Annotated in this window: 18 protein-coding genes; 9 read left to right on the top strand and 9 right to left on the bottom strand. The window is 68.4% G+C overall.

Going from position 1 to position 25035, the window contains the following annotated elements; translation table 11 throughout:
- Positions 1-66: 66 nt before the first annotated feature.
- The 3 genes from XarjCFBP7645_RS12070 to XarjCFBP7645_RS12060 all read left to right on the top strand — a co-directional run bounded on the left by XarjCFBP7645_RS12070 (position 67) and on the right by XarjCFBP7645_RS12060 (position 4360).
- On the top strand, positions 67-852 hold the full coding sequence (locus XarjCFBP7645_RS12070) for a DUF4198 domain-containing protein (protein ID WP_016904362.1): 786 nt from the start codon (positions 67-69) through the stop codon (positions 850-852).
- A gap of 141 nt (positions 853-993) precedes the next feature.
- Entirely contained in the window at positions 994-1881 is an 888-nt protein-coding gene (locus XarjCFBP7645_RS12065) for an EF-hand domain-containing protein (RefSeq protein ID WP_104537651.1), read from the top strand.
- Between the two features lie 139 nt (positions 1882-2020).
- Entirely contained in the window at positions 2021-4360 is a 2340-nt protein-coding gene (locus tag XarjCFBP7645_RS12060) for a TonB-dependent hemoglobin/transferrin/lactoferrin family receptor (RefSeq protein WP_104537650.1), read from the top strand.
- A gap of 227 nt (positions 4361-4587) precedes the next feature.
- Here XarjCFBP7645_RS12060 and mgtE read toward each other — a convergent pair whose 3' ends face one another.
- Positions 4588-5955 (bottom strand): magnesium transporter, encoded by a 1368-nt coding sequence (mgtE, locus tag XarjCFBP7645_RS12055; protein WP_104537649.1) that lies wholly within the window; start codon positions 5953-5955, stop codon positions 4588-4590.
- A 458-nt stretch (positions 5956-6413) separates the two neighbouring features.
- Between mgtE and XarjCFBP7645_RS12050 the strand changes: the two genes are divergently transcribed.
- A complete protein-coding gene (locus XarjCFBP7645_RS12050) occupies positions 6414-8213 on the top strand; it encodes a monovalent cation:proton antiporter-2 (CPA2) family protein (protein WP_104537648.1) in 1800 nt (599 codons plus the stop codon).
- A gap of 109 nt (positions 8214-8322) precedes the next feature.
- Here XarjCFBP7645_RS12050 and zwf read toward each other — a convergent pair whose 3' ends face one another.
- The 5 genes from zwf to XarjCFBP7645_RS12025 form a co-directional block, all read right to left on the bottom strand.
- A complete protein-coding gene (zwf, locus tag XarjCFBP7645_RS12045; RefSeq protein ID WP_181126302.1) occupies positions 8323-10170 on the bottom strand; it encodes a glucose-6-phosphate dehydrogenase in 1848 nt (615 codons plus the stop codon).
- Complete coding sequence (locus tag XarjCFBP7645_RS12040; RefSeq protein ID WP_104537646.1) at positions 10167-11966, bottom strand: glycoside hydrolase family 15 protein; 1800 nt, start codon at positions 11964-11966, stop codon at positions 10167-10169. The genes zwf and XarjCFBP7645_RS12040 overlap by 4 nt, the downstream gene beginning before the upstream one ends.
- 63 nt (positions 11967-12029) lie before the next feature.
- Complete coding sequence (locus XarjCFBP7645_RS12035; RefSeq protein ID WP_104537645.1) at positions 12030-12359, bottom strand: low molecular weight protein tyrosine phosphatase family protein; 330 nt, start codon at positions 12357-12359, stop codon at positions 12030-12032.
- Positions 12360-12385: 26 nt separating this feature from the next.
- On the bottom strand, positions 12386-15706 hold the full coding sequence (locus XarjCFBP7645_RS12030) for an ankyrin repeat domain-containing protein (protein ID WP_104537644.1): 3321 nt from the start codon (positions 15704-15706) through the stop codon (positions 12386-12388).
- Positions 15699-15959 carry a YcgL domain-containing protein gene (locus tag XarjCFBP7645_RS12025; protein WP_104537921.1) on the bottom strand — a complete coding sequence of 87 codons (261 nt, stop codon included), beginning with the start codon at positions 15957-15959 and terminating at the stop codon, positions 15699-15701. The genes XarjCFBP7645_RS12030 and XarjCFBP7645_RS12025 overlap by 8 nt, the downstream gene beginning before the upstream one ends.
- A gap of 218 nt (positions 15960-16177) precedes the next feature.
- Here XarjCFBP7645_RS12025 and XarjCFBP7645_RS12020 point away from each other — a divergent pair, with 218 nt between their 5' ends.
- The 5 genes from XarjCFBP7645_RS12020 (at position 16178) to XarjCFBP7645_RS12000 (ending at position 21011) form a co-directional block, all read left to right on the top strand.
- The gene (locus XarjCFBP7645_RS12020; RefSeq protein WP_104537643.1) at positions 16178-17374 is read left to right on the top strand and encodes a beta-ketoacyl-[acyl-carrier-protein] synthase family protein; all 1197 of its coding nucleotides are present in this window, start codon (positions 16178-16180) and stop codon (positions 17372-17374) included.
- Positions 17374-18147: a beta-ketoacyl synthase chain length factor gene (locus tag XarjCFBP7645_RS12015; protein WP_104537642.1), complete on the top strand. Its 774-nt coding sequence runs from the start codon at positions 17374-17376 to the stop codon at positions 18145-18147. The genes XarjCFBP7645_RS12020 and XarjCFBP7645_RS12015 overlap by 1 nt, the downstream gene beginning before the upstream one ends.
- The gene (locus XarjCFBP7645_RS12010; RefSeq protein ID WP_104537641.1) at positions 18144-18965 is read left to right on the top strand and encodes a glycosyltransferase family 2 protein; all 822 of its coding nucleotides are present in this window, start codon (positions 18144-18146) and stop codon (positions 18963-18965) included. The genes XarjCFBP7645_RS12015 and XarjCFBP7645_RS12010 overlap by 4 nt, the downstream gene beginning before the upstream one ends.
- Positions 18962-20584 carry an NAD(P)/FAD-dependent oxidoreductase gene (locus tag XarjCFBP7645_RS12005; protein WP_104537640.1) on the top strand — a complete coding sequence of 541 codons (1623 nt, stop codon included), beginning with the start codon at positions 18962-18964 and terminating at the stop codon, positions 20582-20584. The genes XarjCFBP7645_RS12010 and XarjCFBP7645_RS12005 overlap by 4 nt, the downstream gene beginning before the upstream one ends.
- A gap of 91 nt (positions 20585-20675) precedes the next feature.
- Positions 20676-21011: a hypothetical protein gene (locus tag XarjCFBP7645_RS12000; RefSeq protein WP_208409108.1), complete on the top strand. Its 336-nt coding sequence runs from the start codon at positions 20676-20678 to the stop codon at positions 21009-21011.
- Between the two features lie 263 nt (positions 21012-21274).
- On the opposite strand, the gene fabG is transcribed toward XarjCFBP7645_RS12000, so the two are convergent.
- From fabG to XarjCFBP7645_RS11980, 3 genes are all read right to left on the bottom strand, one after another.
- A complete protein-coding gene (fabG, locus tag XarjCFBP7645_RS11990) occupies positions 21275-22012 on the bottom strand; it encodes a 3-oxoacyl-ACP reductase FabG (RefSeq protein ID WP_104537639.1) in 738 nt (245 codons plus the stop codon).
- 168 nt (positions 22013-22180) lie between these two features.
- On the bottom strand, positions 22181-22630 hold the full coding sequence (locus tag XarjCFBP7645_RS11985) for a phosphotransferase (RefSeq protein ID WP_104537638.1): 450 nt from the start codon (positions 22628-22630) through the stop codon (positions 22181-22183).
- The gene (locus XarjCFBP7645_RS11980) at positions 22617-24983 is read right to left on the bottom strand and encodes an MMPL family transporter (RefSeq protein WP_104537919.1); all 2367 of its coding nucleotides are present in this window, start codon (positions 24981-24983) and stop codon (positions 22617-22619) included. The genes XarjCFBP7645_RS11985 and XarjCFBP7645_RS11980 overlap by 14 nt, the downstream gene beginning before the upstream one ends.
- Positions 24984-25035 lie beyond the last annotated feature (52 nt).

Below are 25035 nucleotides of genomic sequence, written 5' to 3'. Positions count from 1 at the left end.
GGTCAGCCAGCTTCCTGCGCCGCCCCGCGCCCTCCGCCAGCGACCCACTCGGAACAGGGCCCCCCAATGAAACTGCTGACCTTGTCGGCGCTGCTGCTCGCTGCGTCCGCCTCTGCGCACACCCCTTATCTGGCACCCAACACCTTCGCGCCCCAGCCCGGCCAGACGGTGACCCTGGACGCGGCCTTCGCCGAGACCTTTTTCGTCCCGGAAGCGGCCTTCGACCAGAGCCACTTCAGCATCACCGGGCCCGACGGTCGCGATGTCGAACCGGCCCGGGTGCAGCCGCTCGACACCCGCACCGTGGTCGAACACACCCTGGGCAAACAGCCCGGCACCTATCGGGTCAGCACCGGCCTGCGCGTGGGTGCGCAGTTCCGCACCTGGGAGCTGGACGGCAAACGGCAGACCGTGCGCGACCCGAACGTAGCCATGCCCAAGGGCGCCACGCTGATCGCCAGTTTCCAGTCGCGCACCCTGGCGGAAACCTATCTGAGCGTCGGCAAACCCGATCGACGCGCACTGGCGCCGCGCAACCGCGGGCTGGAGCTGGTGCCGGTAACGCATCCAAACGACCTGTACGTCGGCGAGACCTTCGCCTTCACGGTGCAGTACGACGGCGTGCCGCTGGCCAGGCAGAGCGTGGACATCAGCGAGGCGGTCTGGACCTCCGACCGCAAGCCGGCGCAGGTCAGCGTGACCACCGACGCAGCGGGCCGCGCCACCCTGCAACTGGACCGCGCCGGCACCTGGCTGGCGCTGACCCGCCACCGCACCCCGGCCCCGCCCGATGCCCCGGTGCGCGAGTACAGCAACAGCACCACGCTCACCTTCCAGGTGCTGGAGCCATAGCGCCGCGCAGCCGCTGCGGCGGTTGCATTGCCCCACCAGCATGACGCCACCGGCGCGGCGCATCCGCCCGGCCCACCGATCCGCCTGCAGGCCCAGCCAGCGCCACGGCCCGGCACCGTTTTTTTCCTCAAGAGGCAACCCATGAACCCTGGCTCCCTGGCCGGCGCGTGCCTGTGCGCGCTGCTGCTTCCTGCGACCGCAATCGCCCAGTCCGACCCGCGCCCGCTGCTCGGCGGGCACGGCAACAACGTGCAAGCCTTCATCACCCAGCATGACGACGACCACGACGGCCGCATTACCGCCGCCGACTTCGCGGCCTTCCGCCGCGCCCGCTTCGACGCCACCGACCGCAACCACGACGGCAGCGTCGACGAGGACGAGTACGTGGCCGAGTTCCGCCAGCGCCGCCAGCGTGCGCTGGAGCAGGAACGCGGCGCTCAGGCGGCACAGGGCCGGACCCGTTTTGCCGCACTCGATATCGACGGCGACGGGCAGGTGTCGCGCGCCGAATTCGATGCCACCGGGGCGCAGGACTGGACGCGCGGCCAGGCGGCGCTGGAGGCGGCGGCCAAGGAGGCCGGCACCGAGCGGACGCTCGCCTTCGATCGCGACGGTGGCCGCCCGGGCATGCCCGACAGCGGCTCGGCCGAGGGCTTTGTCGCGCTGTACGACGAAAACGGCGACGACAAGGTGGGCCGCAAGGAGTACGCGGACCTGCGCGCAGCGCAGTTCGCCAGTGCCGACGGCGACCGCAACGCGGCGCTGTCGCTGGACGAGTACCGGGTGGAGTTCGAGGACCGCCTCAACCGCCGCCTTACCGCGCTCGAGCAGGCCGACGACCGCCAGGTGCATGTGCGTTTCACCGTGCTCGATACCGACAAGGACCAGCGCATGAGCTTTGCCGAATATCAGGCCTCGGGGCTGCGCACCTTCGCCCGCGTCGACCGTAACCACGACGGCGTGGTCGATGCCGGCGATGCCGCGTTGCCGCCGCCAGCGCCGGCCACCACGTCGGCCCGGGCCGACTGACCTGCTGATGCGGGCCTTGGCGCCCGCGCCCCTGGCCCGCCACCGGCGGGCCCACCCAGCCACGCGACCGCTCTTGCCGCCCGCAGCCAGGTGCGCGCCTTCCGGCGCCCCTCCCTCTTTCCTGACTGTGGACTCCACGATGACCTCGACACCGACCCTGCTGGCCCTGGCGATCGCCGCTGGCCTGGCCTTCCCGCTGCATGCCGAACAGGCACCCGCCGACGCCACCACCTTCGACCCGGTCGAAGTGAAGGCCGCGCGCGACAAGCGCGCCTCCAGCAACCAGAACGTCACCACCCTCGACACCGCGCAGCTGCAGCAGGAGCAAGCCGAGAGCATGGAAGACCTGGTGCGTTACATCCCCGGCGTCAGCATCGCCGACATGGGCCGCTTCGGCGAGAACGGCTTCAATATCCGCGGCCTGGAAGGCGACCGGGTGGCGATGACCATCGATGGCCTGTCGATGGCCGAGGGCGTGGAGACCGCGCGCGACTACGAGTTCTTCCGCGCCGGCCGCGGCGGCGTGGACGTCGATTCGCTCAAGCGCGTGGACATCGTCAAGGGCGCCGACTCCATCAGTGCCGGCAGCGGCGCGCTCGGTGGCGCGGTGGTGTTCACCACCAAGGATCCCTACGACTACCTCAAGGCACAGGGCAACGACAGTTATGTCGGCCTGAAGACCGGCTACACCGGCCATAACGACCAATTGCTCGGCAACCTCACCGTCGCCAACCGCAGCGGCATCGTCGAATCGATGTTGACCTACACCCGCCGCGAGGGCCACGAATCGGAAGGCTGGTACTCCAGCACCGACATCGACACCGGCAGCGCGCGGCGCACGCCCGACCCGGTCGACAGCCAGAGCGACAACGTGCTGGCCAAGCTCGACGTGGTGCCGAATGCGCAGCACCGCATCGGCGTGGTGTACGAACGCAATCGCTCGCAGAACCGGGTCGACAACCTGAGCCGCGTCAGCGCGCCCAGCTACGCCGAGCGCATCGGCGAAGACAGCAACGACCGTGACCGCTATGGCCTGCGCTATATCTGGAACGCCGACAACACCTTGTTCGACACCATGGAGGCGCAGCTCGACCGCCAGCAGACCGACAGCCGCGGCACCACCCGCATCCTCACCCAGAGCGGCAGCTCGAGCACCCCGGCCACCGCTGCCACCACCCGCTGCACGGTGGCGCTGCCGTGTCGCCGTGCCGAGGACCGCGACACCGAGCAGACCCTGGACCGCCTCGCGGTCGACTTCGACAAGCGGCTGCAGGGAAGCGGGTGGTCGCAAGCGCTGCTGTACGGGGCGGCCTGGCAGCGCCGCAGCATCGATTTCAGCGCGATCGACTACCGCTGGAACAACGCCGGCACGCTGGACACCGCCACCGTCGACCCGGCGCAGGTGCCCAAGACCGATGCCGACACATGGAGCGTGTACCTGCGCGACCGCATCGGCCTGCTCGACGACCGCCTGCAGCTCACCCTGGGTGCGCGCTACGACCACTACCGCTACGCGCCGACGCTGTCGTCCACCTTCGTCGACGTCACCGGCACGGTGCGCGAGGTGACCTTCGCCTCGCCGACCTGGCAGGCCGGCATCAGCTACGCGTTCACCCCGCAGCAGACGTTGTGGTTCCAGGCCGGGCGCGGCTTCCGGGCGCCGACCACCGCCGAGATGTACGCCCCGACCAGCATCACCGCACTGACCCGGCTGGACACAGGGGCCACCGTAAACGTGCCGACGGTGGCCGCCAACCCCGCGCTCGAAGCCGAGCGCAGCCTCAACCTGGAACTGGGCTGGCGCTGGGAAAGCGACTGGGCGCGCGTGGGCCTGTCGGTGTTCCGCGACCGCTACGACGACTTCATCCAGAGCGAGACGGTCACCACCGATGCCGGCACGCTCTACCAGACCTGTACCCGCGGCGTGTGCACCACGCGCAACGGCTACGCCTACACCACGCTGCTCAACGTCGGTCAGGTCCAGGTCAAGGGCGTGGAACTGGATGCGCAGTTCAAGCTCGGCGACGCCTGGCTGCTGCGCGCGGCATGGACCCACAATCAGGGCGAGCTGGAAGATGGCCGCCCGCTGGACAGCATCAATCCGGATCGCGGCGTGCTCGGCCTGAGCTGGCAGGGCCTGGACGAGCGCCTGCGTGTCACCGCCAACATCACCCACGCGCTGGCCAAGCAGGCCAAGGACGTCAACGTCGAGAACGATATCTTCGGCGCTGCGGCCGAGCCGTTCCTCAGCGACGCCTACAGCGTAGTCGACCTGTTCGGCAGCTACCGCTTCAACGCGCACGTGCGCGTCAATCTCGGCGTCTACAACCTGTTCGACGAGCGCTACTACCAGTGGGCGCGCATCCGCAATGTCACCCGCGGCGATTTCTATCTGTACGGCTATGCCACCGACGACGGCATCGGTCGCTACAGCGAACCGGGGCGCAACCTGCGTGCCACGCTGTACGTGACCTTCTGATGCGATCGCTGTTGCGCATCGCTGCATGGCCTGCCGTGCAGCGATGCGCGGTGGACCAGGCACTACGGACCCGAGCCTGCACATGCCGCGCGACGCCTGGTGCCGGTCGCGGAGTCAGCCATCAGGTCAGAGGTGCCGCAACACATGCGGCACCTCGACCATCGCAGTCCTCATCCAGGACATGGCGGGGCGCAACTGTCCGCGCACCCCGCCCCCTTCCCGCTGCGCTACAACAAGGTGCCGCTGAGGATCGCGGCAGCAATGCTGAAATAGATCACCAACCCGGTGACATCCACCAGCGTGGCCACGAACGGGGCCGAGGCGCTGGCCGGATCGAAGCCGAGCCGCTGCAGCACGAACGGCAGCATCGAGCCGGACAGCGAGCCGAAGGTGACAATGCCGATCAGCGCCGCGCCGATGGTCAGCGCCACCATCTGCCAGTGCGGGCCGTAGTCGTACAGGCCGGCGGTCTGCCAGATGGTGATGCGCACGATCGCCAGGATGCCCAGGATGGTGCCCAGGGTCAGCCCGGTCGGCAGCTCGCGCAGCGCCACCTTCCACCAGTCGCCCAGGCGCAGTTCGCGCAGTGCCAGCGAGCGGATCAGCAGCGAGGTGGCCTGCGAGCCGGAGTTACCGCCGGAGCTCATGATCAGCGGAATGAACAGGGTCAGCACCACCGCCTTGGACAACTCGTCCTCGAAGTGCTGCATCGCGCTGGCGGTGAGCATTTCGCCCAGGAACAGCACGCTCAGCCAACCGGCGCGCTTCTTGATCATCTGGCCGAAGCCGATCTGCATGTAGGGCTTGTCCAGCGCCTCCATGCCGCCGAACTTGTGCACGTCCTCGGTGGACTCGGCGATCAATGCATCCAGCACATCGTCCACGGTGACGATGCCGAGCACATGGCCATGGGCATCCACCACCGGGATCGCCAGCAGGTCGTGGCGGCGGATCAGGCGGGCGACTTCTTCCTGGTCCAGCGCCGGGTCCACCGTGACCGGCGGGTTGACCTGTGCCACCTCCAGGATCGACGCGTCCGGCGCGCCGGTGATCAGCCGGCGCATGGTGACCACCTGGGTCAGCACGCGGCTGTGCGGATCGAGCAGATAGATCGCATAGACCGTCTCGCGGCTGCGCTCCACCTCGCGGATGTGCTGCAGGGTGCGGCCCACCGTCCAGTCGGCCGGCACCGCCACGAACTCGGTGGTCATCAGCGCGCCGGCGGTATTGGGCGGGTAGCGCATCAACGCCTGGATCGACAGCCGCGCCTCGGCACTGAGCAACCACAGCAGTGGCGCGCGCTGGTCGGCATCCAGGCCGTGGAAGATGTCGGTGGCGCGGTCGTCGGCCATCTGCCCGAGCAGGGATGCGGCCTGCTCGGCCGGCAGCAGCGCGACCAGCGCGCTGGCGGCGTGCAGCTCGGGTTGTTCGAGCAATTTCACCGCACGCGGCTGCGGCAACGCGGCCAGCACCTGTGCGGCCTCGTCGCGGCCGAGGGTGTTGAGGTATTCCACCGCATCGGCCGTGTTGAAGTCGGCGATGGGTGCGATCAAGGCATCGACGCCTTGGGCAAGGCGCAGGGTTTCGTTGTACATGGGGTTCGCCTGGTGACGACCGTCGTCGATGACAGCCGGCGAACCTTGACGTCTCAGGCGCGCGCCAGCTGGGTCATCGACCCGGGTCTAGGGTGACTGTCGCTGGACATGAAAAGGGCTCCGAGAGTGCGCACCGGCCGGTGGTCCGGGCGGCGGCGCGGCGCAGTCTGCGCGCCTGCGCCGCCTTGGTCAATGCCCTGCGCGGGCGGCGCTCAGCGCGCGTCCAGGCGACCGTGCACGGCATGGCTTCAAGCGCTCGATCGGGCGGCCGGGCGTCGGACGCAGCACGCGCACCTGCGGCAGATCCACATGGGGAGCAGCCGGAAGATGGCGCGTATGTCGCGCAGGATGCCCCGGCGTTCGATGGCGATCGCCTGCAGTGTGGCAGGCAGCACACGCTGATCCAGGCCGACATGTCGCTGCGGGCGGCATAATGCGTCCCTCAACGGAGAGCGCGCATGCATAGCGGTGGTCTGGAACTGGCTCTGGTGCTGATGCTGGCCGCCATCGTGGCGGTGCCGGTGTTCAAGCGCTTCGGCCTGGGCGCGGTGTTGGCCTATCTGGTCGCCGGTGTGGTGCTCGGGCCCGATGGCGTGGGCGTGGTGCAGGATGCCGAGCGCATCAGCGGCGCGGCCGAAATCGGCGTGGTGATGCTGCTGTTCGTGATCGGCCTGGAACTGTCGCCGGCCCGCCTGAAGGTGATGCGTCATTCGGTGTTCGGTGCCGGCGCCACCCAGGTGGTGGTGACCACGCTGATCCTGGGTGGCCTGCTGATGCTCGGCAACCTGGGCTGGAAAAGCGCGTTGATCGTCGGCGTGGCGCTGGCGTTGTCGTCCACCGCGGTGGGCCTGCAGCTGCTGGCCGAACGCAAGGCGCTCAATAGCGACTACGGGCGCCTGGCGTTCGCCATCCTGCTGTTTCAGGATCTGATCGCCATTCCGTTGCTGGCGGCGATTCCGTTGCTCGGCGGCAGCAAGAACGCCACGCTGGCGTGGCCGGACGTGGCCAAGGCGGTCGCGGCACTGGCGCTGGTGATCCTGTGCGGACGCTTCGTGCTGCGCTATCTGTTCAACATGGTGGCGCGCACGCGCATGCCGGAAGTGTTCACCGCCAGCGCCTTGCTGGTGGTGCTGGGCACCGCATGGATCATGCAGGAAGCCGGATTGAGCGCCAGCCTGGGCGCGTTTCTGGCTGGTGTGCTGCTGGCCGATTCGGAATTCCGCCACGAGCTCGAATCGCAGATCGAGCCGTTCGAAGGATTGCTGCTGGGGCTGTTCTTCATCTCGGTGGGCATGGGGATCGATCTGAACCGGGTGGTCGCCGAGCCCTGGTTGATCGCCAGCGGCGTGGCGATCCTGCTGGTGGTGAAGTTCTCGCTGCTGGTCGGCATCGGCAGCGTGGCCAGGCTGCCGCTGCGCAGCAGCCTGATGCTGGGCAGCGTGTTGTGGCTGGGCGGCGAGTTCGCCTTCGTGGTGTTCAACGAGGCCGATCGGGTCGGCTTGCTGGAGCGCGCCAACCACGACCGGTTGGTGGCCATCGTCGGCGTGTCGATGGCGCTGACGCCGCTGTTGCTGCTCGGCATGCAGCGCATCCTCAACGGGCCGCTGCGGCTGCATGCGCCCAAGTCCGACCGCCCGTTCGACACCATCGATGCGCAGACGCCCAAGGTGCTGGTCGCCGGCATGGGCCGCTTCGGTCAGGTGGTCGCGCGCCTGCTCACCGCGCGGCATGTGCCGTTCGTGGCACTGGAACACAATCCGGACACCGTGGAAGATCTGCGCCGCTTCGGCAGCCAGCTGTACTACGGCGACCCCACGCGACCGGAACTGTTGCGCGCCGCCGGCGCCGATCGCATCAAGGTGTTCGTGATCGCGGTGGACGACCCGGAGACCAACATCAAGACGGTGCGGCTGATCCGCCGCCTGTACCCGCAGGCCACCGTGCTGGCACGTGCACGCAATCGCCAGCACGCCTGGAAACTGATGGACCTGGGCGCCGAACCGTTTCGCGAGGTGTTTGCCTCCAGCCTGGAACTGAGCGAACGCGTGCTGACCTCGCTCGGACTGGGCGAAGCGGTCGCCAGGGATCACGTCAAACGGTTCCGCCAGCACGACGAAGAGTTACTGCATCGCCAACACCTGGTCTATGACGACGAAGCCAAGGTGATCCAGACCTCGCGCGACGCACGCACGGATCTGATGAATCTGTTCGAGGCCGACGTGAAGGCCGAACCCGCGCCCACCACGCAGGATCGCTGAGGGTTTCGTAGGAGCGTGCCTGCGCGCGACCAGGCATTACCGATAAAGCCCGTCGCGCGCAGGCACGCTCCTACGTGGAGCTGCGGCGGCTGTATGCCGCTCGCCTCCGTCAGCGGCGTGGTGTACGCGCTGCGGTCTTGCTGGCCGACGTCTTCGCTGCGCCCTTGCCCGCCGCGGTTTTGCCGGCGGTCTTTGCGACCTTGCCGGTTGCGCGTTTGCCCACGGCTTTCTTGGCCGCGCTGCTAGGCGCCGTAGCCGCATCCTGCGATGGTCTTGCTGAAGCCGCGGATGCGCGTCTGGCTGGCGCCTTGCTGACCTTTTTGGCTGGCGCCTTGGTGACCTTGGCGACCTTCTTGGCAGATTTGCCGGTGGCTTTCTTGATCGGCGTCGTGGCGCTGCCACGCGCTTCCGGTGCGCGCCGCGGCGGTGGCTTACGGCCCGGGGTGAGCGCGCGCCAGGCGTGTCCGCCGTTCATGGCCAGCAAGGCATCGGCAGCCGATGGGCCAGCGCTGCCGGCGGCATAGTTGGGGAAGTCGCTGGGCGGTTGCTTCCAGGCGTCCAGGATCGGTTGCACGATGCGCCAGGCACCTTCCACCATTGCCGCGTCCTGGAACAGGCCGGCTTCGCCATTCATGCAGTCCTGCAGCAAACGCTCGTAGCCCACCGTGTATTCCTTGGGGAACCAGTCGCGGTAGCGGAAGTCCATGCGCACCGGTGCCAGACTGACCTGCGCGCCTGGGCGCTTGACATCGAACTGCAGCGAAATGCCTTCGTCGGGCTGGATATGCAGCACCAGCCAGTCGGGGCCGTAACCGCCCACCTCGGTGCTGCGGAACGGCGCCAGCGGCGCAGGCTTGAAGCGGATCGCGATCTCGGTGGTGCGCTCGCGCAAACGCTTGCCGGTGCGCAGGTAGAACGGCACGCCGGCCCAGCGCCAGGTGTCGACCTGCAGTTTCATCGCCACGTAGGTTTCGGTTTCCGAATCTTCCGGCACCGTGTCTTCTTCGCGATACCCCGGCACTGCGCTGCGGCTCACCGCACCGGAGGCGTACTGGCCGCGCACCACGTCTTCGGGCTTGATCGGGCGCACCGCTTCGATCACTTCGGCGCGGCGCCGATGCATCGCTTCGGTGGTGAACGCGGCCGGCGGTTCCATCGCAATCATCGCCAGCAACTGGAACAGGTGATTGGGCACCATGTCGCGCAGACAGCCGGTGGGATCGTAGAAACGTCCGCGCCCTTCCACCCCGATGGTTTCGGCGGCGGTGATCTGCACATGGTCGATGCGGTCGCGGTTCCACACCGGCTCGAACAGGCCATTGGCGAAGCGGAACGCCAGGATGTTCTGCACGGTTTCCTTGCCGAGGAAATGGTCGATGCGGAACACCTGATCCTCGTGCAGGACCTTGGCGACGGTGGCGTTGAGCGCGACGGCGCTGGGCAGATCGTGGCCGAACGGTTTTTCCACGATGACCCGACGCCAGCCCTCGCCCTCGCGTTGCTTGACCAGCCCGGCGCCGCCCAGGTTGAGCAATACCGGCTCGAAGAAGCGCGCGGCGGTGGCCAGGTAAAACAGCACGTTGCCCTGGGTGCCGTAGCGCTTGTGCAGTTTTTCCAGTGCGGCATCCAAGGTTTGATAGGCGCCCAGGTCGGTGAAATCGCCGCGCAGATAATGCATGCGCTCGCGCAGCCATTCCCAGGTGCCGGTATCGAACTCGTCGGTCTGGAATTCGGCATCGCGGCTGCTGAGCAGGGCGGTCATCGACTGGCCCATCATCGTGCGCCACGAACGCTCGCTGATATCGCCGTGATCCATGCCGACGATAGCGAACTGCTCGCCCAGTGCGCCGGAACGACGCAGGTTGTACAGCGCCGGCATCACCAGGCGCCTGGTCAGATCGCCGCGCGCACCGAACACCACGATGATGCACGGCGGGGTTGTGGCTTGTTCGTTCATGGATGTGTTTCCTCTTCGCCCATGCGTCCGTGCAGGCGCAATGCCGCATTGACCAGAGCCACGTGGGAATACCCTTGCGGGAAGTTGCCAAGCATGCGTTTGCTGCGCGGGTCGTACTCTTCGGCGAGCAGGCCCACGTCGTTGCACAGCCCGAGCAGACGTTCGAGCAGGACACGTGCCTGCTCGGTGCGCCCGAGCAGGGCGTAGTTTTCCACCAGCCAGAAGCTGCAGGCAAGAAAGGTGCCCTCGCCGGCCGGCAAGCCGTCGGCGCTGTCGTCGGCGCGATAGCGTTCGACCAATCCATCAATGGTCAGATCGCGTGCGATCACATCGGCGGTCGCGGCGATGCGCGGATCATCGGCCGGCAGGAATCCCACGATCGGGATCAGCAACAACGCCGCATCCAGGCGATCGGAGCCGTAGCTCTGCACGAAATGACCGTCCGGGTGCACGCCCTTTTCAAGCACTTCGGCGCGGATATCGTCGGCGATGCGGCCCCAATGCGCGCGCTTGGCCGCATCGGCGTCGGTGATGCCATCGCGCGCGCCGCAATCGAATGCCAGCCAGGCCATCACCTTGGAATGCACGAAATGACGGCGCTCGTCGCGGATTTCCCAGATGCCTTCGTCGGGCAGGCGCCACACCGTTTCCAGCGTCTCCAGCACCTTCTCCAGCAACGATGCCGACGAGCCCTCGTCATCGGACGGCGGCGCCACGCCCTTTTCGCGCGCGTAATGCAACGCGCCGATCAGCTCGCCGTAGACGTCGAGCTGGAACTGATCCACCGCACCGTTGCCGATACGCACCGGGCCGGAATTTTCATAGCCGGGCAGCCAGTGCGCTTCCCATTCCTGCAGCCGGCGCTCACCGGCGATGCCGTAGAGCGCCTGCAGCTGATCCGGCGAACCGGCGATGGCGCGTTGCACCCAATCGCGGAAGGCCCCTGCTTCATCGCGGTACCCGGCCTGCAGCAAGGCAATCAGCGTGAACACCGAATCGCGCAGCCAGCAGTAGCGGTAGTCCCAGTTGCGGGTGCCGCCCAGATGCTCCGGCAGTGATGCAGTGGGCGCAGCGACGATGCCGCCGGTCGGTAGATAGCTGAGCCCTTTCAACACCACCAACGAGCGACGCACCTGCGCGGTCCAGGGGCCGACATCGGTGCAGCGACGCGCCCAGCCATGCCAGAACGCGGTCGTGCGTTGCAGCGCCTGTTCCGGATCGATCGCCGCCGGCGTGGGCTGATGCGACAGGCCGTGGCTGAGCAGAAACCAGGTACTCTCGCCCTGACGCAGCGTGAAGTCGGTTTCGGTGCCCATGTCCTCGCCGTGCAGCGCCTGCGGCGAGCGCAGGGCAAGCTGGTCGGGGCCGGCAATGGCGCGGATGCCACCATCGATGTGCGTCACCCATGGCACGGTACGGCCATAGTTGAAGCGAAAGGTCAGGCGCATGTGCATCGGCACCTCGCCCTGCACGCACCGCACGATCCGCACCAGATGCTGGTGGCCGTCGCCTTCGTCGCTGGCGACCATGAAGTCGACCAGTTCCACCGTGCCGGTGTCGGTGCGCATGCGCGTGCACAGCACCAGACTGTCGTCCTCGTAGGCGCGTTCGCTGCGAAAGTCGCCAGCCGGCGACAATGCCCATTGCCCATGCTGCTCATCGCCCAGCAGGGATGCGAAAAACGCATCGGAGTCGAAACGTGGCAGACAGAGCCAGTCGATGGTGCCGCGGTGGTCGACCAGAGCCGCGCTGTGGCAATTGCCCAGCATGGCGTGGTCCTCGATACGCACGCTCATCGTAGAGGCGCTTCCTTCGTGCGAGGAAAAACCCAGTCTTGCATGCGCGGTGTCGGGATCAGGTTACGACTGCGCCGGCAGGCGCAGCAACGGTGGCACCGTGTGTTCCAGGCGACGGATCAGTGCCGGATCCATGTACGCGTAGTCGTCGGGAATCTGCAGGCAGATCACCCGGCAATGGCGCAGATGCGCGGCGAAGCGTTTGCGCAGCAGCTGCAGATGGCGACGCTCCATCACCAGCACCAGTTGCGCTTCATGCAACAGCTCCGGGGTGAGCTGCACCTGCGCATCGGCGGCCAGCCCGGCCGATTGCGTCTGCACGCCCGGCCAGTCGGCGAACACGCGCTCGGCGGTGGGGCTGCGCAGGCGGTTGCGGCTGCACACGAACAGCACCCGCAGCGGTGCGCCGCCGCGCTGGCTCAGCGGCCTTCGCGCAAAAAGCGCGCCATCGAGGACACACCCGGCAAGGCGGGTTCGAACTGGCCGGCCACATCGATGAAGCCGCGCATGATCGCGATCTCGCGCGGGGTACGGTTGAGCGCGTCGCGGCGGTCGGCATCGGCACCGGCACGCAGCAGGCGCTGCACCAGCAACGGCAGACCGTGCAGCGCGGCCAGGTGCAACGGGCCAAAGCCGCGTTGATCGGCCACATCCAGCGACACGTCTTCGTCGAGCAGGCGTTCGACGCCGGCCAGTACCACCTGCTCGTCGCAGGCAGTGCCCGGCTCGGCGCGCGCACCCAGCACCAGCAACAAGGCGCTGACCCGGCCACCGGCCAGATAGTCCGGGTCGGCGCCGGCCAGCAGCAAGGTATCCAGCAAGGCCAGCAGGCGGCTCTTGTCGCGCGCGGTGAAGCCATACAGCGCGGCGCAATGCAGCGGCGCCAGACCCTGGTCGTCGTTGGCGTGCACATCGGCGGCCGCAGTGAGCAGGCGCGCCACAATATCCGGCAGGCCCAGCGCACAGGCCAGCATCAGCACGGTGACGCCGCCGGGCAGGCGATGCTCGATCTGCGCACCGGCCTGCAGCAACGCGGCCACGATCTCGGTCTGACGCATGCTCACCGCCGCCGACAACGGCGTGGCGCCGCTATTGGCTGCGCGTTGCGGGTATGCGTGGCGATCGAGCAGATGCGCCACCACGCCCAGATGGCCGCCGCCGGCGGCGCGCAGCAGCGCGGTGCAGCCCTGCGCATCGATGGCATCGACCGGCAGGCCAAGATCGATCAGGCGCCGCACCGCATCGGTGTCGCCGACCATCGCGGCGGCCGGCACATCCGCCTCGCGCAGGCTGCGGTGTGGCAGCGACCAGATGCGCCAGTCCAGCCAGTCGGCCAGGTCGCGGCGGCCGATCGACAGCGCCACGCCCAGCGGGGTCTGTCCGTCGGCAGCGCGCGCTTCCGGCGAGGCGCCCTGCTTGACCAGCAACTTCAGCGATGCCTCGCGGCCCAGCGCGGTGGCCAGATGCAGCGCGGTCATGCCGTGGCTGTCGCGCGCCTCGCGGTCCACGCCGTGTTCCAGCAACCACTGCTGCAGGCGCAGCCAGCCCAGCCGCACCGCCAGCGACAAGGGCGGATCGCCGGCGGCCGACGCGGCGAACGGGTCGGCGCCGCGTTCGAGCAGTTCCAGCGCGAACTGTTCCAGCCCGCGCGATGCCGCATCGTGCTGCACGCAGGCGCTGAGCAGCCGTGTCAGACCGCCGGCACCGGCCGGCGACACGCCATGGCGCAGCAGCGCCTGCAGCGCCGGCACCGCTTCCACGCCCCGCGAGAGCAGCGCAAACATCGGCACATCGCCGCAGGCATCGCGCACCTCGGCATCGGCACCGTGGCGCAGCAGCCAGTCCACCGCATCGGCGTTCAAGGCCAGGTGCGCGTCGTGCAGCAGACCGCCAAGTTCTTCCGGGCCGCACAGGCGGGCCAGTGCGACCAGCCCGTCGCGTTGACCGAACTGCAGGCCTTCGCGCAGCAGCACCAACGGCGGGCGGTCGGGCAGCAGCGCAACGCCGGGGGTCTCGCCCTGCGCATCACTGACCGCCGCCGGCAATGGATAGCCGGGATCGAGCAGTTGCACGATCGCCCAGCGCCCGGCTTCGGCGGCAACATCCACCGCGCGCCGGCCGTGCGCGTCGGTGCTGTCGGCCGGCACCTGCAGGTCGAGCAGGCGCCGGATCAGGGCCGGCGACACACTGTCGGCGGCGCAGGCCAGCATCACCGCATTGCGGCCCTCGCCGTCGATGGCCAGCACATCGGCCTTGCGCGCGACCAGGCGTTCGAGCACGCCGCTGCGCGCCTGCCGCGCCGCATCCAGCCACGGCGTACGGCCAAGCAGATCGCGCGCTTCCAGATTGGCGCCGGCCGCCAGCAGCGCCTCGACGATGTCGCCGTGCCCGGCCAGGGCGGCTTCGTGCAGGGCACTGCGGCGTTGGCGGTCGCGCGCATCCACGCGCGCCTTGTGCTTGAGCAGCAGTTGCACGCCGGCCGGGTCGTCTTCCTCGGTGCCGGCCGCCGCCAGCAGCACCGGCGCGCCACCGTCCGGCTCGGAATGCGCGCCGCGTTCCAGCAGGAACTTGGCCAGCCGCCAGTTGCCGACCTGGCAGGCCATCGCCAGCGGCGAGTGGCCTTCGTTGTTGAGCGCGTCGAGCTCGGCGGCGGCATCGCGCAGCAGCGCGGCCACGCCCGGGTCGGAACTGCGCACCGCGTGATGCAGCGGCGTGTTGCCGTCGTTGTCGCTGGCGCGCGGGTCCGCGCCGTTGGCCAGCAGCGTCATCACCGCGTCCGGGCGGCCGTGCCAGCTGTCGCGGGTGGCGGCCAGCAACGGGGTCATGCCGCGGTGCGGCTGGTTGACGTCGACACGGCGCACGATCAGTTCGCGCAGCAGGCGCAGATCCGGCAGCACCGCGGCCAGCGCGGGCAGGCTGCGTTGGTCGCGCCACTCCGGCAACGGCATTGCCTGCGGGTCGGCGCCGGCGTCGAGCAATTGCAGCGCGCGGTCCACGCGCCCGCTGCGCGCGGCCTCGAACAGTTCGGGCACCAGTTGGTGCTGGGCCACCGGCTCCAGCGGACGCGGCTCGGCCGCCGCTTCGGAAAAGAAATCGGCCGCCTGCAAGGCCGCCGGGGCATCGCTGCGCGCCGGGGCGGCGGTGCGTTGCAACAGCAGGTGGGCAGCGGGCAGCAGCACGCTGGCCGCGATCGCCAGACTCCAGCGCAGGCTGCTCGACAACCAGCCCGGCCAGGCCAGCGCCACCACCAGCGTGCACATCGCCAGCACCAGGGCAGCGGCCAGCAGGCCGCGCCAGGCGTGCAACTCCTGCGTCGCCAGCGCATGCCAGCGCGGCGCCAGGGCGCCGCCATCACGTTCGACCTCGCCCCACAGCGGCCAGGTCCGCCACAGCCCGAGCAGCGCGGCGCTGACGGCCACACTCAAGGCCAACGCGGCGGCCAGGCTGCCGCTGTCGCGCAGGGCGGTCAGCGGCCAGCTGATCAGGGCGGCCAACACCAGCAGGCCCACGCCCCAGACCGTCAACAGCGGCGGCAGGGCGTGCGCGGCCGCGCGCGGCCGGCTGGGCAGTGCGCGGCTGCCGCGCGCCCACGACACCGCCAGCGCGAACGCCGGCTGCGCCAGCCACAGCGTCACCGCGGCAACACCGCCGCCGATGCCGCCCAGCAACGACAACGCCACGCCGGCCGCGCCAGCCAGCGCTGCAGCCCGCAAGCGTGCGGCCCGTGCCGCCTCAGTCATAGTCGCACTCGCCCGCCAGCACCACCGTCTTGGGCAGTTGCAGGTAGAAGCCGTGCTTGGCGAGCGCTTCGCGCACCGTGGCCACGTCGGCCTGCGCCAGACGGCGCTGCGGCGTCAACGCAACCTCCAGCACGAACGCGAACGGCGCCAGCTGCGCGTGCACGGCGGCGGGAAGACCGGAGAAGTCGTCGCGCGTGGCGAGATAGACGAAGGTGTCCTGCTTGCGTTGGCTTTTGTAGACGTAGGCGTGCATGCGCGCGTGGTCGCGCTCGATCGGCAAGTGTGTCGCAGGATTGTGTCCCAATTGCGCCGATGGCGAAAGCGCGGCAACGCGCGAAAACCCCAGCCGCGTCAGCGACATGACCGGCACGTTCAGTTGCGCCATCGACGGGAAGCGGACCCGCCATCGATATACTGAGCCCACTTCTTGCCAGCCGGACCACCGTGAGCCAAGCGCAGCATTCGTCCCAGATGGCCCCGGTCGCCGTCACCGCTTTTACCTCCACCACCGCGCTCGGCGCCGGGCGCGATGCCCAGGCCGCCGCCCTGGCTGCTCGCCGCAGCGGCATGCGTCGCAACGATTTCGGCCCGCAGCCGCTGCCGTGCTGGATCGGCCGCGTCGACGGCGTGGAAGACGTCGTGCTGCCGGAGGCCCTGCAAGGCTGGGACTGCCGCAACAATCGTCTGGCCTGGCTGGCCCTGCAGCAGGACGGCATGGCCGAGGCGGTGCAGGCCGCCGCGCAGCGCTACGGCGCCGAGCGCGTGGCAGTGATCATCGGCACCTCCACCTCCAGCATCGGCGCCAGCGAAGAGGCCTACACGCGGCTGGTCGAAGACGCCGACGGCGCGCGCTTTCCCGACGACCTGGATCGCCCGATCGTGCACACCCCGCATTCGCTGGGCGACTTCGTGCAGCACGCCACCGGCCTGCGCGGCCCGAGCGTGACCGTGGCCACCGCCTGTTCGTCCAGCGCCAAGGTGTTTGCCCAGGCCGCGCGCCTGATCGACGCCGGGGTGGTGGATGCCGCCCTGGTCGGCGGCGTGGATACCTTGTGCGGCAGCGTGCTGTTCGGCTTCAACTCGCTGCAGGTGGTGGCACCTGAGCTGTGCCAGCCGTTCGATGCGCGCCGGGTCGGCCTGAGCCTGGGCGAGGCCGGCGGCTTTGCCCTGCTCGAACGCACCGCCGCTGTGCCGGACGCAACGCTGTGGCTGTACGGCTATGGCGAATCCAGCGATGCACACCATATGTCCGCCCCGCATCCGCACGGCCTGGGCGCGCAGCTGGCGATGCGCGGCGCGCTCGAGCGCGCAGGCCTGGCGCCGGCCGCGGTGGGCTATCTGAACCTGCACGGCACTGCCACCCCGGCCAACGACAGCGTCGAAGCCGCCGCGGTGGCGGCGATCTTCCCGGCCACCCTGCACGCCAGCTCGACCAAGGCCTGGACCGGCCACACGCTGGGCGCAGCCGGCATCGTCGAGTCGGTGATCGCGCTGCTGGCGCTGCGCGACGGCGTGCTGCCGGGCACGCTCAACAGCGAAGTGCCCGACCCGGCCTGCGGCCCGCAGATCCGTTTCGACAATGCCCATTCCAAGATCGATTACGCAATGAACAACTCCTTCGGTTTTGGCGGCAACAACTGCTCGCTGCTGTTCGGGCGGGCCCGCTGATGCTGGCTGCCACCATCGAGGGGATCGGCTTCTGGACCCAGGGCCTGCCGAGCTGGGACGCCGCTGCGGCGTTCGTGCGCGGCGGCGCGCTGCACGACACCGGGGCACGCCCGGCGCCGCAGCTGCTGGCCGCCAACGAGCGCCGCCGCGCACCGGACACGGTGGCGGTCTCGCTGGAGGCCGCGCTGGCCGCCTGCACCGCCGCCGGGCGCGAGCCGGCCAGCCTGCCGTCGATCTTCACTTCCACGTACGGCGATCTGGCCATCTCCGACTACATGTGCAGCACCCTGGCCAGCGACCCCACGGCAATCTCGCCGACCAAGTTCCACAACTCGGTGCACAACGCCGCGGCCGGCTACTGGACCATCGGCGCCGGGGCGATGACCCCGGCCACCGCGATCAGCGCCAGCCTGGGCAGCTTCGCGCAAGGCCTGCTGGAGGCGCTGGTCCAGCGCGCCGCCGGCATGGAAGCGGTGCTGCTGGCCGGCTACGACGCCCGTTCGGTCGGGCCGCTGGGCCGGGTCGCCCCCAGCCAGGGGCTGCTCGGCGGTGCGCTGGTGCTGGGCGTGCCCGGCCAGCCCGGAAAGCTGCAGCTGCGGGCGCGGCTGGACGACGGCACGCCCTCGCCGGGCGAGGGGCCGCTGTCGCGACATGTCGCCTGCAATGCGATGGCGCCGATGCTGCCGCTGTTCGACCTGATCGCCGCTGGCGGCGAGCGCGTGGCGCTGTACGCCGGCCCGGGGCGGGTGTTGCGCGTGGAGCTCCAGCAGTGAGCCGGCAGCCACTGACCCGCGACGACACCGCGATCCTGGTGCCGGCGCTGAACGAGTCGCTGCGCATCCGCGAAGTGGTCAACGATGCACTGACCTATTGCTCCAACGTGATCGTGATCGACGACGGGTCCGACGATGGCACCGCCGATTGCATCGCCGGCCTGCCGATCACCTTGATCCGGCATCCGCAGCGCAAGGGCAAGGGCGCCGCGTTGCGCAGCGGGTTTGCGCAGGCGCAGCGGATGGGCATGCGCGCCGTGATGACCATGGACGGCGACGGCCAGCACAAGGCCGCCGATTTTCCGCGTCTGTTGGCCGCGGCCAACCGCCATCCCGGCTGCGTCATCGTCGGTGCACGCATGCGCAAGCGCGCCACCCAGCCCACCATCCGCCGCATCGGCAACGATTTCGGCGACTGGGGCATCGCCTGGGCCTGCGGCTTCCAGCTGGTCGACAGCCAGAGCGGCCAGCGCCTGTATCCGGCCTCGGTGTTCACCCTGCCCGAGGTGCCCGGCGAGGGCTTCGTATTCGAAGCGCAACTGCTGATTTCCGCCGCACGCCAGGCCGGCGCGCGCGTGGTCGCGGTGCCGATCGAGACCCGCTACGCCGGCACCTCGCCGGGCACGTTCCGCAAGAGCCATTTCCGCCTGGTGCGCGATCTGTGGGAAATCACCTCGCATGTGGTGGTCCAGGCCTGGAGCTACGGGCATATCTGGCGCGAGTACCGCCGCGTGCGCGCCAACCCGGTGCTGATCGACGACGCTGACGGCGAATTTGCTACTGTGCCGGCGATTACCAAGAGCAAGCCATCCCCATGAATGCACAGCGTGCCGACGTCGTTATCACCGGTGGTGGCCTGGCCGGACTGAGTCTGGCCCTGCAGCTACGCCAACGCGATCCGGAACTGGCGATCACCGTGCTGGAGCGCCGTGCGCACCCGGTGCGCGAGGCGGCGTTCAAGGTGGGCGAGTCCACGGTGGAGATCGGCGCGCACTACTTCGCCGAGGTATTGGGTTTGCGCGAGCATCTGGAGACCGAGCAGATCCGCAAGTTCGGTTTCCGCTTCTTCTTCTCCGACAAGCGCGAGGACATCGACCGCTGCACCGAGCTGGGCGTCAGCCAGATCCTGCCGACCCCGTCGTGGCAGATCGATCGCGGCCGCTTCGAAAATTTCCTCGGCGAGCGCGCCCGCGCGCAGGGCATCACGTTTGTCGACAGCTGCAGCGTCAAGGGCGTGGACCTGTCCGATGACCAGGCCGACCACACCGTGCGCTACGAGCGCGCGGGCGAGGCCGGCACGCTGAGCGCACGCTGGGTGGTGGATGCCAGCGGCCGCGCCGGCCTGCTCAAGCGCAAGCTCGGCCTGGCGCAGGACAATGCGCACGACGCCAATGCGGTGTGGTGGCGCGTGGAAGGCCTGATCGACCCCAATGTCTGGTCGCAGGACAGCAGCTGGCTGCAGCGCTGCACGCCGCCGGACCGCTGGCGCTCGACCAACCACATGTGCGGGCCGGGCTACTGGTTCTGGCTGATTCCGCTGTCGTCCGGCGCGCATTCGCTGGGCATCGTCTGCGATGCGTCGATGCACCCGCTGGACACCATGAACACCCACGCCAAGGCGATGGCCTGGTTGCGCACGCACCAGCCGCAGGTCGCCGCCACGCTCGACAAGGCCGACTACCGGCTGCAGGACTTCCTGTTCCTGCGCAACTTCTCTTATGGCTGCAAGCAGGTGTTCTCGCCGCAACGCTGGGCGCTGACCGGCGAAGCGGGTTTGTTCCTGGACCCGTTCTATTCGCCCGGCAGCGACTTCATTGCGATTTCCAACACCTACATCTGCGAACTGATCGGCCGCGACCGCGCCGGCAGATCGCTCAGCCCGTATGTGGAGCTGTATCAGCAGCTGTATTTCTCGTTCTACGAAAACACCCTGACCCTGTATCAGGACCAGTACGCGCTGTTCGGCGACGCGCAGGTCATGCCGGTCAAGGTGATCTGGGATTACACCTACTACTGGTCGTTGCTGGCGCCGCTGTTCTGCAGCGGACGCATCGCCGACCTCAGCCTGCTCTCGCGCATGAAGTCGGATTTCTTCTATGCGCGCGACATGAATCTGGCGATGCAACGTGTGCTGCACGACTGGGGCCAGCACAACGCTGCACAAGGCCTGGCCGCCGACGATGGGCGCCTGCTCGATCAGTACCTGATCGGCTGGTTCAACGAACTCAACGGCGCCTTGAACGCCACCCTCGGCGACGACGCCTTTGCCGCACGCCTCCACAGCAACGTGGCGCAGATGGCGGTGCTGGCACGCGAGATCCTGCAGCAGGCACGCCAGCGCCATCCCGCACTGCCGGACCATGGGTTGGACGCCTTGACCGCCAACGCCATCGGCGAGCCGATCCTCACCGCCGCCTGGTACGCCGACGCGGCGTGAGTTTTAGAATCGCGTCGGCAACGGCGCGTGCGTTTCTGCATTCAAACCTAGCACCTATACTTCGGGCATCCGCACTCACAGGAGGTGAGCCATGTATCGAAGTCTGTTCTATCCGCTTGTCCTGGCAATCGCCGGCGCGATCAGTACGCAGGCTGTGGCGCAAAACATCGTGCAATACGTCCCCGAACCGCTGCTGATGAACGGTAGCGACCTGGTTCCTGTGTGTCGGCGTGCCGCTGAAACCCATTACCTTGCACAAGGCGCCAGCATCTACAACTGGACGGCGTCGTATCACGATCGCGGCGATGGCCTGTATGTCGACGGCCGCCTGCGTGCCAATGGCAATACCGTGTCGGTGCATTGCAGTGCCGCGCGCGGTGCGCACGAGCGCGATCTGGTCATGAGGATCGACGAGACCGGTGGCTAATTCGGTATGCACTGCTGTCGATGTGCAGCGCAGTGTTCCGATGAAACTGAGCTGATCCTAGACCGCACCTCATCGAAGAGCCGCGCAGCGTGCATTGCTTGCACCATGCACACCGACCATCTCGACTGGTCCTTGCCCGCCCACCGTCGCGGGACCTTACGCGGCATGGATGCCGCGTAAGAGCTTACAAGGACGTACTTGCAGCGTGTCCTGCGATGGTGGGCGGGCAAGGACCCCGCAGCAAACCAGCAGATCACCCGCCCTCAGCCCATTCCACCATTGATGCCGATGACCTGGCCGTTGATGTAACCGGCTGACTCCGAACACAGGAACGCGACCAATGCGGCCACTTCTTCGGGCTTGCCGACGCGGCCGGCCGGCACCAGTTGCTTGATCACTTCCGGGGCGAAGCTTTCGCCGACCATCTCGCTTTCGATCACGCCTGGCGCGACCACGTTGACCGCGATGCCGCGGCTGGCCATCTCGCGCGACAGCGATTTGCTAGCACCATGCAAGGCGGCCTTGGCCGCGGCGTAATTGGTCTGCCCGCGATTGCCCAGCACTGCCGCCACCGACGACACGCTGACGATGCGGCCCCAGCGCGTACGCGCCATCGGCAGCAGCAGCGGCTGGGTGACGTTGAAGAACCCGTGCAGCGACACGTCGATGACCCGATGCCACTGTTCGGCGCTCATGCCGGCCATCGGCGCATCGTCGTGGATGCCGGCGTTGTTGACCACGATCTGGATCGGGCCGGCCTCCAGCAGGCTCGCCAACGCCACCGCGCTGGCCTGCGCATCGGCCACGTCGAATGCCACCGCCTGGGCGCTGCCGCCGTCTGCCACGATCGCTGCGACCACGGCATCGGCGCGGGCGATGTTGCGGTTGGCATGCACGATCACATGGCGCCCCTGCGCCGCCAACTGACGGCAGATCGCACCACCAAGATCGCCGCTGCCGCCGGTGACGAGTGCGCGGCGCTGTGGAATGGAAGTGCTCATGGAAGCCTCGATGAAAGCCGCAGACACGACGGCGGAAAGAGCCTCATCCTAACGACTCGCAGCAAGCGCAGGAATAGATCGCCAGCATTGATCGCCCACATCATGTAGGAGCGTACTTGTGCGCGATGCGGCGTCAGCGGTCACGCTTCATCGCGCGCTGCCGCCCCTCTACAGGGCCTGGGTGGCCTGCGCAGCGCCCAGCATCACCGTGGCGCGCCCTTCGGCGAGCAATTGCGCACCGTGGCTCAGGCGAAAACTGTATTGCTGGCTGTCCTCGCCCTGCATCAATACCTGCGCCTCGCAGATGATCGCATCGGGAAGGTCGTCCAGATACGCGACGTGCAGGTCCACTGCGCGCAGCGCCACCAGCATGCCCGGGCGCACCGGCTTGCCCGAGTCCCGGCCGAGCAAGCCGCCGTGCACGGCCATGGCTTGTGCACCGTATTCGCATAGATGCAGCGCACGCAGGCGCCCGTTGCAACGCAGTGGATGCGTATCGCTGCGATGGGCATCACTGCGCAACACGATGCGCTGCGCATCCCATTCCAGCACCTCCTCCCACAGGCACATGCTGCCCTGATGCGGAATCAGCGCCGCAATCGCCTCACGTCCCTGCATGTGCCTCTCCGTTTCTTGCGCGCTCCAGCGCCGGCTCGCGCGACACCAGCAAGGCCAGGATGAAATTGAACAACACCCCCAGCGCCACCGTGCTGCCGATCGCACGCAACACCGGGATGCTGGACGCAGCCAGCAACGCGAACACCAGCAAGGTCATCAGGCTGCACACGATCAGCGCATGCAGGGTGCGCAGCTGGTCGGCGTGATCGTCGCCGGCATGGTCGAAGAACAACGCGTAATCCAGGCCCAGACCTGCCGCCAGGATCAGCGCGATCAGATGGAACAGATTGAGCTCCACCCCCATGCCGCGCAGGATCGCCAGGATCAGCAGCGTGGTCAACGCCATCGGCAGCAATACGCGCACGATCCGGCGCGGGCTGCGCAACGCGATCGCCACCGTCACCGCCAGCAGCAGCGCGGCCAACGCCAGCGCGCCGAGCACACGCCCGCGATACGCGGCAACCAGGGATTCGGACGCATCCTTGAGATCCAGCAACTGCGCCCCGCTGCCTTGCACGGCAGCCGCCAGTACCGATGGATCGCGCAAGCCGGTCAACGACACCAACGCAGTGCTGCGATCGCCGCGGCCCAGCAGCAGCCCACCGACCGACGTTGCCAGCGGCGAGCCGGCCAGGTCCTTCGGCAACAGCGGCGCGGCGCGCTTGGCAGCGTCCAGGTCCTGCAGGAACGGCGCAAACGCATCGCTGCGAAACGGCGTGGTGGCCACCGCAGCGTCGGTCGATGCGCGCGCTTGCGACGCATCCGGCAACGCGGCCTGGCGCGCACGCTGGGTCTTGATGCTGGGCAGATAGCGTGCGGCCATGTCGTAACCGGTCAATGCGCCGTCGCGCACCAGCGCATCCAGGCGCGGGCGCAACTGCTCGCTGGCCTGCAGGGCCGCCTCGTCGTTGGCGGCAGGCAGCGCGAGCACGTAACGCACGTCGGGGGCACCCAGTTCCTGGCGCAGATGCGTGTCCTGCGCCAACGCCTTGGGCGGCACTGGGGTCAATTTCGACAGATCGTTCTGCCAGAACTGCCCCGGCGCGAACGCGATCACCGCGATGCCGATCAGCGCAATCACCGCCAGGCTGATGCGCGGCCGCGGCAGGCGCGCAATGCCGCGCCACAGCGCGGCGAGCATGCGCGAATCGGCGTAGTCGCGCGGCGCCGGGTCGATCAACGATGGCAGCAGCCAACGGGTGGTGATCGCGGCGGTCGCCAGCCCGGCGATGGTGAACACCGCCAGCTGCCGCAAGCCGTCCACACCGGAGAACAGGAAAGTCACATAGGCAATGCAGGTGGACACCACGCCGGTGGCCAGCGTCGGCCACAGATGGCGCGCGTTGTCGCGTGGATCCAGACCCGGGCGCTGATGACTGAACAGGTGGATCGGATAGTCCTGCACCACGCCGATCAAAGTGAAGCCGAATGCCACGGTGATGCCGTGCACGCCATCGAACAACAGCGCCACTGCCGCCAGACCGGCCAGGCCGGCACTGGCCAACGGCAGCACGCCGAGCACCGGAATCTTCCAGCTGCGATAGGCCACCAGCAGCAACACCACCAGTCCCACCGTATCCAGCGTACCGATCCACTGCGCCTCGCCCTGCGTGCGCGCGGTGATTTCCACGGCAAATGCGCCGGGGCCGGTCAAGGTAAGCCGGGTCGTGCTGCCCTTGCCGACCTTGGCGAAGGCCGCCTGCACCGCGTCGTAGGCCAGTTGCTGGCCGGTGGGATCGAAGCCGGCCGCACGCGTCTGCACGACCAGCAAGGCCGAGGTACCGGCACGGTCGAACCACACCTGGTTGCGCGTCTGCGGCGCCGCTGCAGGTTGCAGGGTTTCGGCCAGATGCAGCACTTCCAGCGTGGGGTCGCGCGGCAGCAACGGCTCCACGAGCGCGGCCGCAGGCGACCCCAGATCCTGCACGCGCGACTGCAAGGCCGCTTGCAGGGTGTGTGCATCCAGCGCCGTGGTGTCGAAGCTGTCGTTGAGCAGATAGCGATACGGCAGCAGGCGCTCGGGGATCGCATCCAGCCCCGCAGTGCCGCCATTGCCGACCAGCTCAAACAGCTGCGGTTGTGCGGCCAGGGCCTGCTGCAGGGCCTGCGACTGCGCGGCCAGCGTGGCCGGTTCGCTGTTGGATAGCGCCATCAGCAACAGGCGCGAGCCGGGGCCTTCGCCGAGTTCTTCGATCAGCAGTTTCTGCGCCGGCGTGCGCGGGGCGGGCATGAACTTACGCAGATCGCCGGTGACCTTGAGCGTCTCGCTCAACCAGAACCCGGCCACCGCCAGCAACGCCAGCCACAGCAGCGCCAGGCCGATGCGGCGGTTTGCGTTCAACTTAAACGCCATGCGCACGCCTCGCTGTGCCAGCGGAACGTCCACCGGCCGCGCGCGCGGCATC

Source organism: Xanthomonas arboricola (assembly GCF_002940665.1).
Classification (GTDB): Bacteria; Pseudomonadota; Gammaproteobacteria; order Xanthomonadales; family Xanthomonadaceae; genus Xanthomonas; species Xanthomonas arboricola_B.
The sequence above is the reverse complement of the archived record's forward strand: the minus strand, read 5'-3'. Positions and strand labels throughout refer to the sequence as shown.

What these genes read in the sequence shown, in the direction of transcription:
- mgtE (WP_104537649.1), bottom strand. Translation starts at nt 5,955, where the DNA reads ATGTACAACGAAACCCTGCGCCTTGCCCAAGGCGTCGATGCCTTGATC.
- XarjCFBP7645_RS12070 (WP_016904362.1), top strand. Translation starts at nt 67, where the DNA reads ATGAAACTGCTGACCTTGTCGGCGCTGCTGCTCGCTGCGTCCGCCTCT.
- XarjCFBP7645_RS12005 (WP_104537640.1), top strand. Translation starts at nt 18,962, where the DNA reads ATGAATGCACAGCGTGCCGACGTCGTTATCACCGGTGGTGGCCTGGCC.
- XarjCFBP7645_RS12015 (WP_104537642.1), top strand. Translation starts at nt 17,374, where the DNA reads ATGCTGGCTGCCACCATCGAGGGGATCGGCTTCTGGACCCAGGGCCTG.
- XarjCFBP7645_RS12030 (WP_104537644.1), bottom strand. Translation starts at nt 15,706, where the DNA reads ATGACTGAGGCGGCACGGGCCGCACGCTTGCGGGCTGCAGCGCTGGCT.
- zwf (WP_181126302.1), bottom strand. Translation starts at nt 10,170, where the DNA reads ATGAACGAACAAGCCACAACCCCGCCGTGCATCATCGTGGTGTTCGGT.
- XarjCFBP7645_RS12065 (WP_104537651.1), top strand. Translation starts at nt 994, where the DNA reads ATGAACCCTGGCTCCCTGGCCGGCGCGTGCCTGTGCGCGCTGCTGCTT.
- XarjCFBP7645_RS12060 (WP_104537650.1), top strand. Translation starts at nt 2,021, where the DNA reads ATGACCTCGACACCGACCCTGCTGGCCCTGGCGATCGCCGCTGGCCTG.
- XarjCFBP7645_RS11980 (WP_104537919.1), bottom strand. Translation starts at nt 24,983, where the DNA reads ATGGCGTTTAAGTTGAACGCAAACCGCCGCATCGGCCTGGCGCTGCTG.
- XarjCFBP7645_RS11985 (WP_104537638.1), bottom strand. Translation starts at nt 22,630, where the DNA reads ATGCAGGGACGTGAGGCGATTGCGGCGCTGATTCCGCATCAGGGCAGC.
- XarjCFBP7645_RS12020 (WP_104537643.1), top strand. Translation starts at nt 16,178, where the DNA reads ATGGCCCCGGTCGCCGTCACCGCTTTTACCTCCACCACCGCGCTCGGC.
- XarjCFBP7645_RS12000 (WP_208409108.1), top strand. Translation starts at nt 20,676, where the DNA reads ATGTATCGAAGTCTGTTCTATCCGCTTGTCCTGGCAATCGCCGGCGCG.
- XarjCFBP7645_RS12040 (WP_104537646.1), bottom strand. Translation starts at nt 11,966, where the DNA reads ATGAGCGTGCGTATCGAGGACCACGCCATGCTGGGCAATTGCCACAGC.
- XarjCFBP7645_RS12025 (WP_104537921.1), bottom strand. Translation starts at nt 15,959, where the DNA reads ATGCACGCCTACGTCTACAAAAGCCAACGCAAGCAGGACACCTTCGTC.
- XarjCFBP7645_RS12050 (WP_104537648.1), top strand. Translation starts at nt 6,414, where the DNA reads ATGCATAGCGGTGGTCTGGAACTGGCTCTGGTGCTGATGCTGGCCGCC.
- fabG (WP_104537639.1), bottom strand. Translation starts at nt 22,012, where the DNA reads ATGAGCACTTCCATTCCACAGCGCCGCGCACTCGTCACCGGCGGCAGC.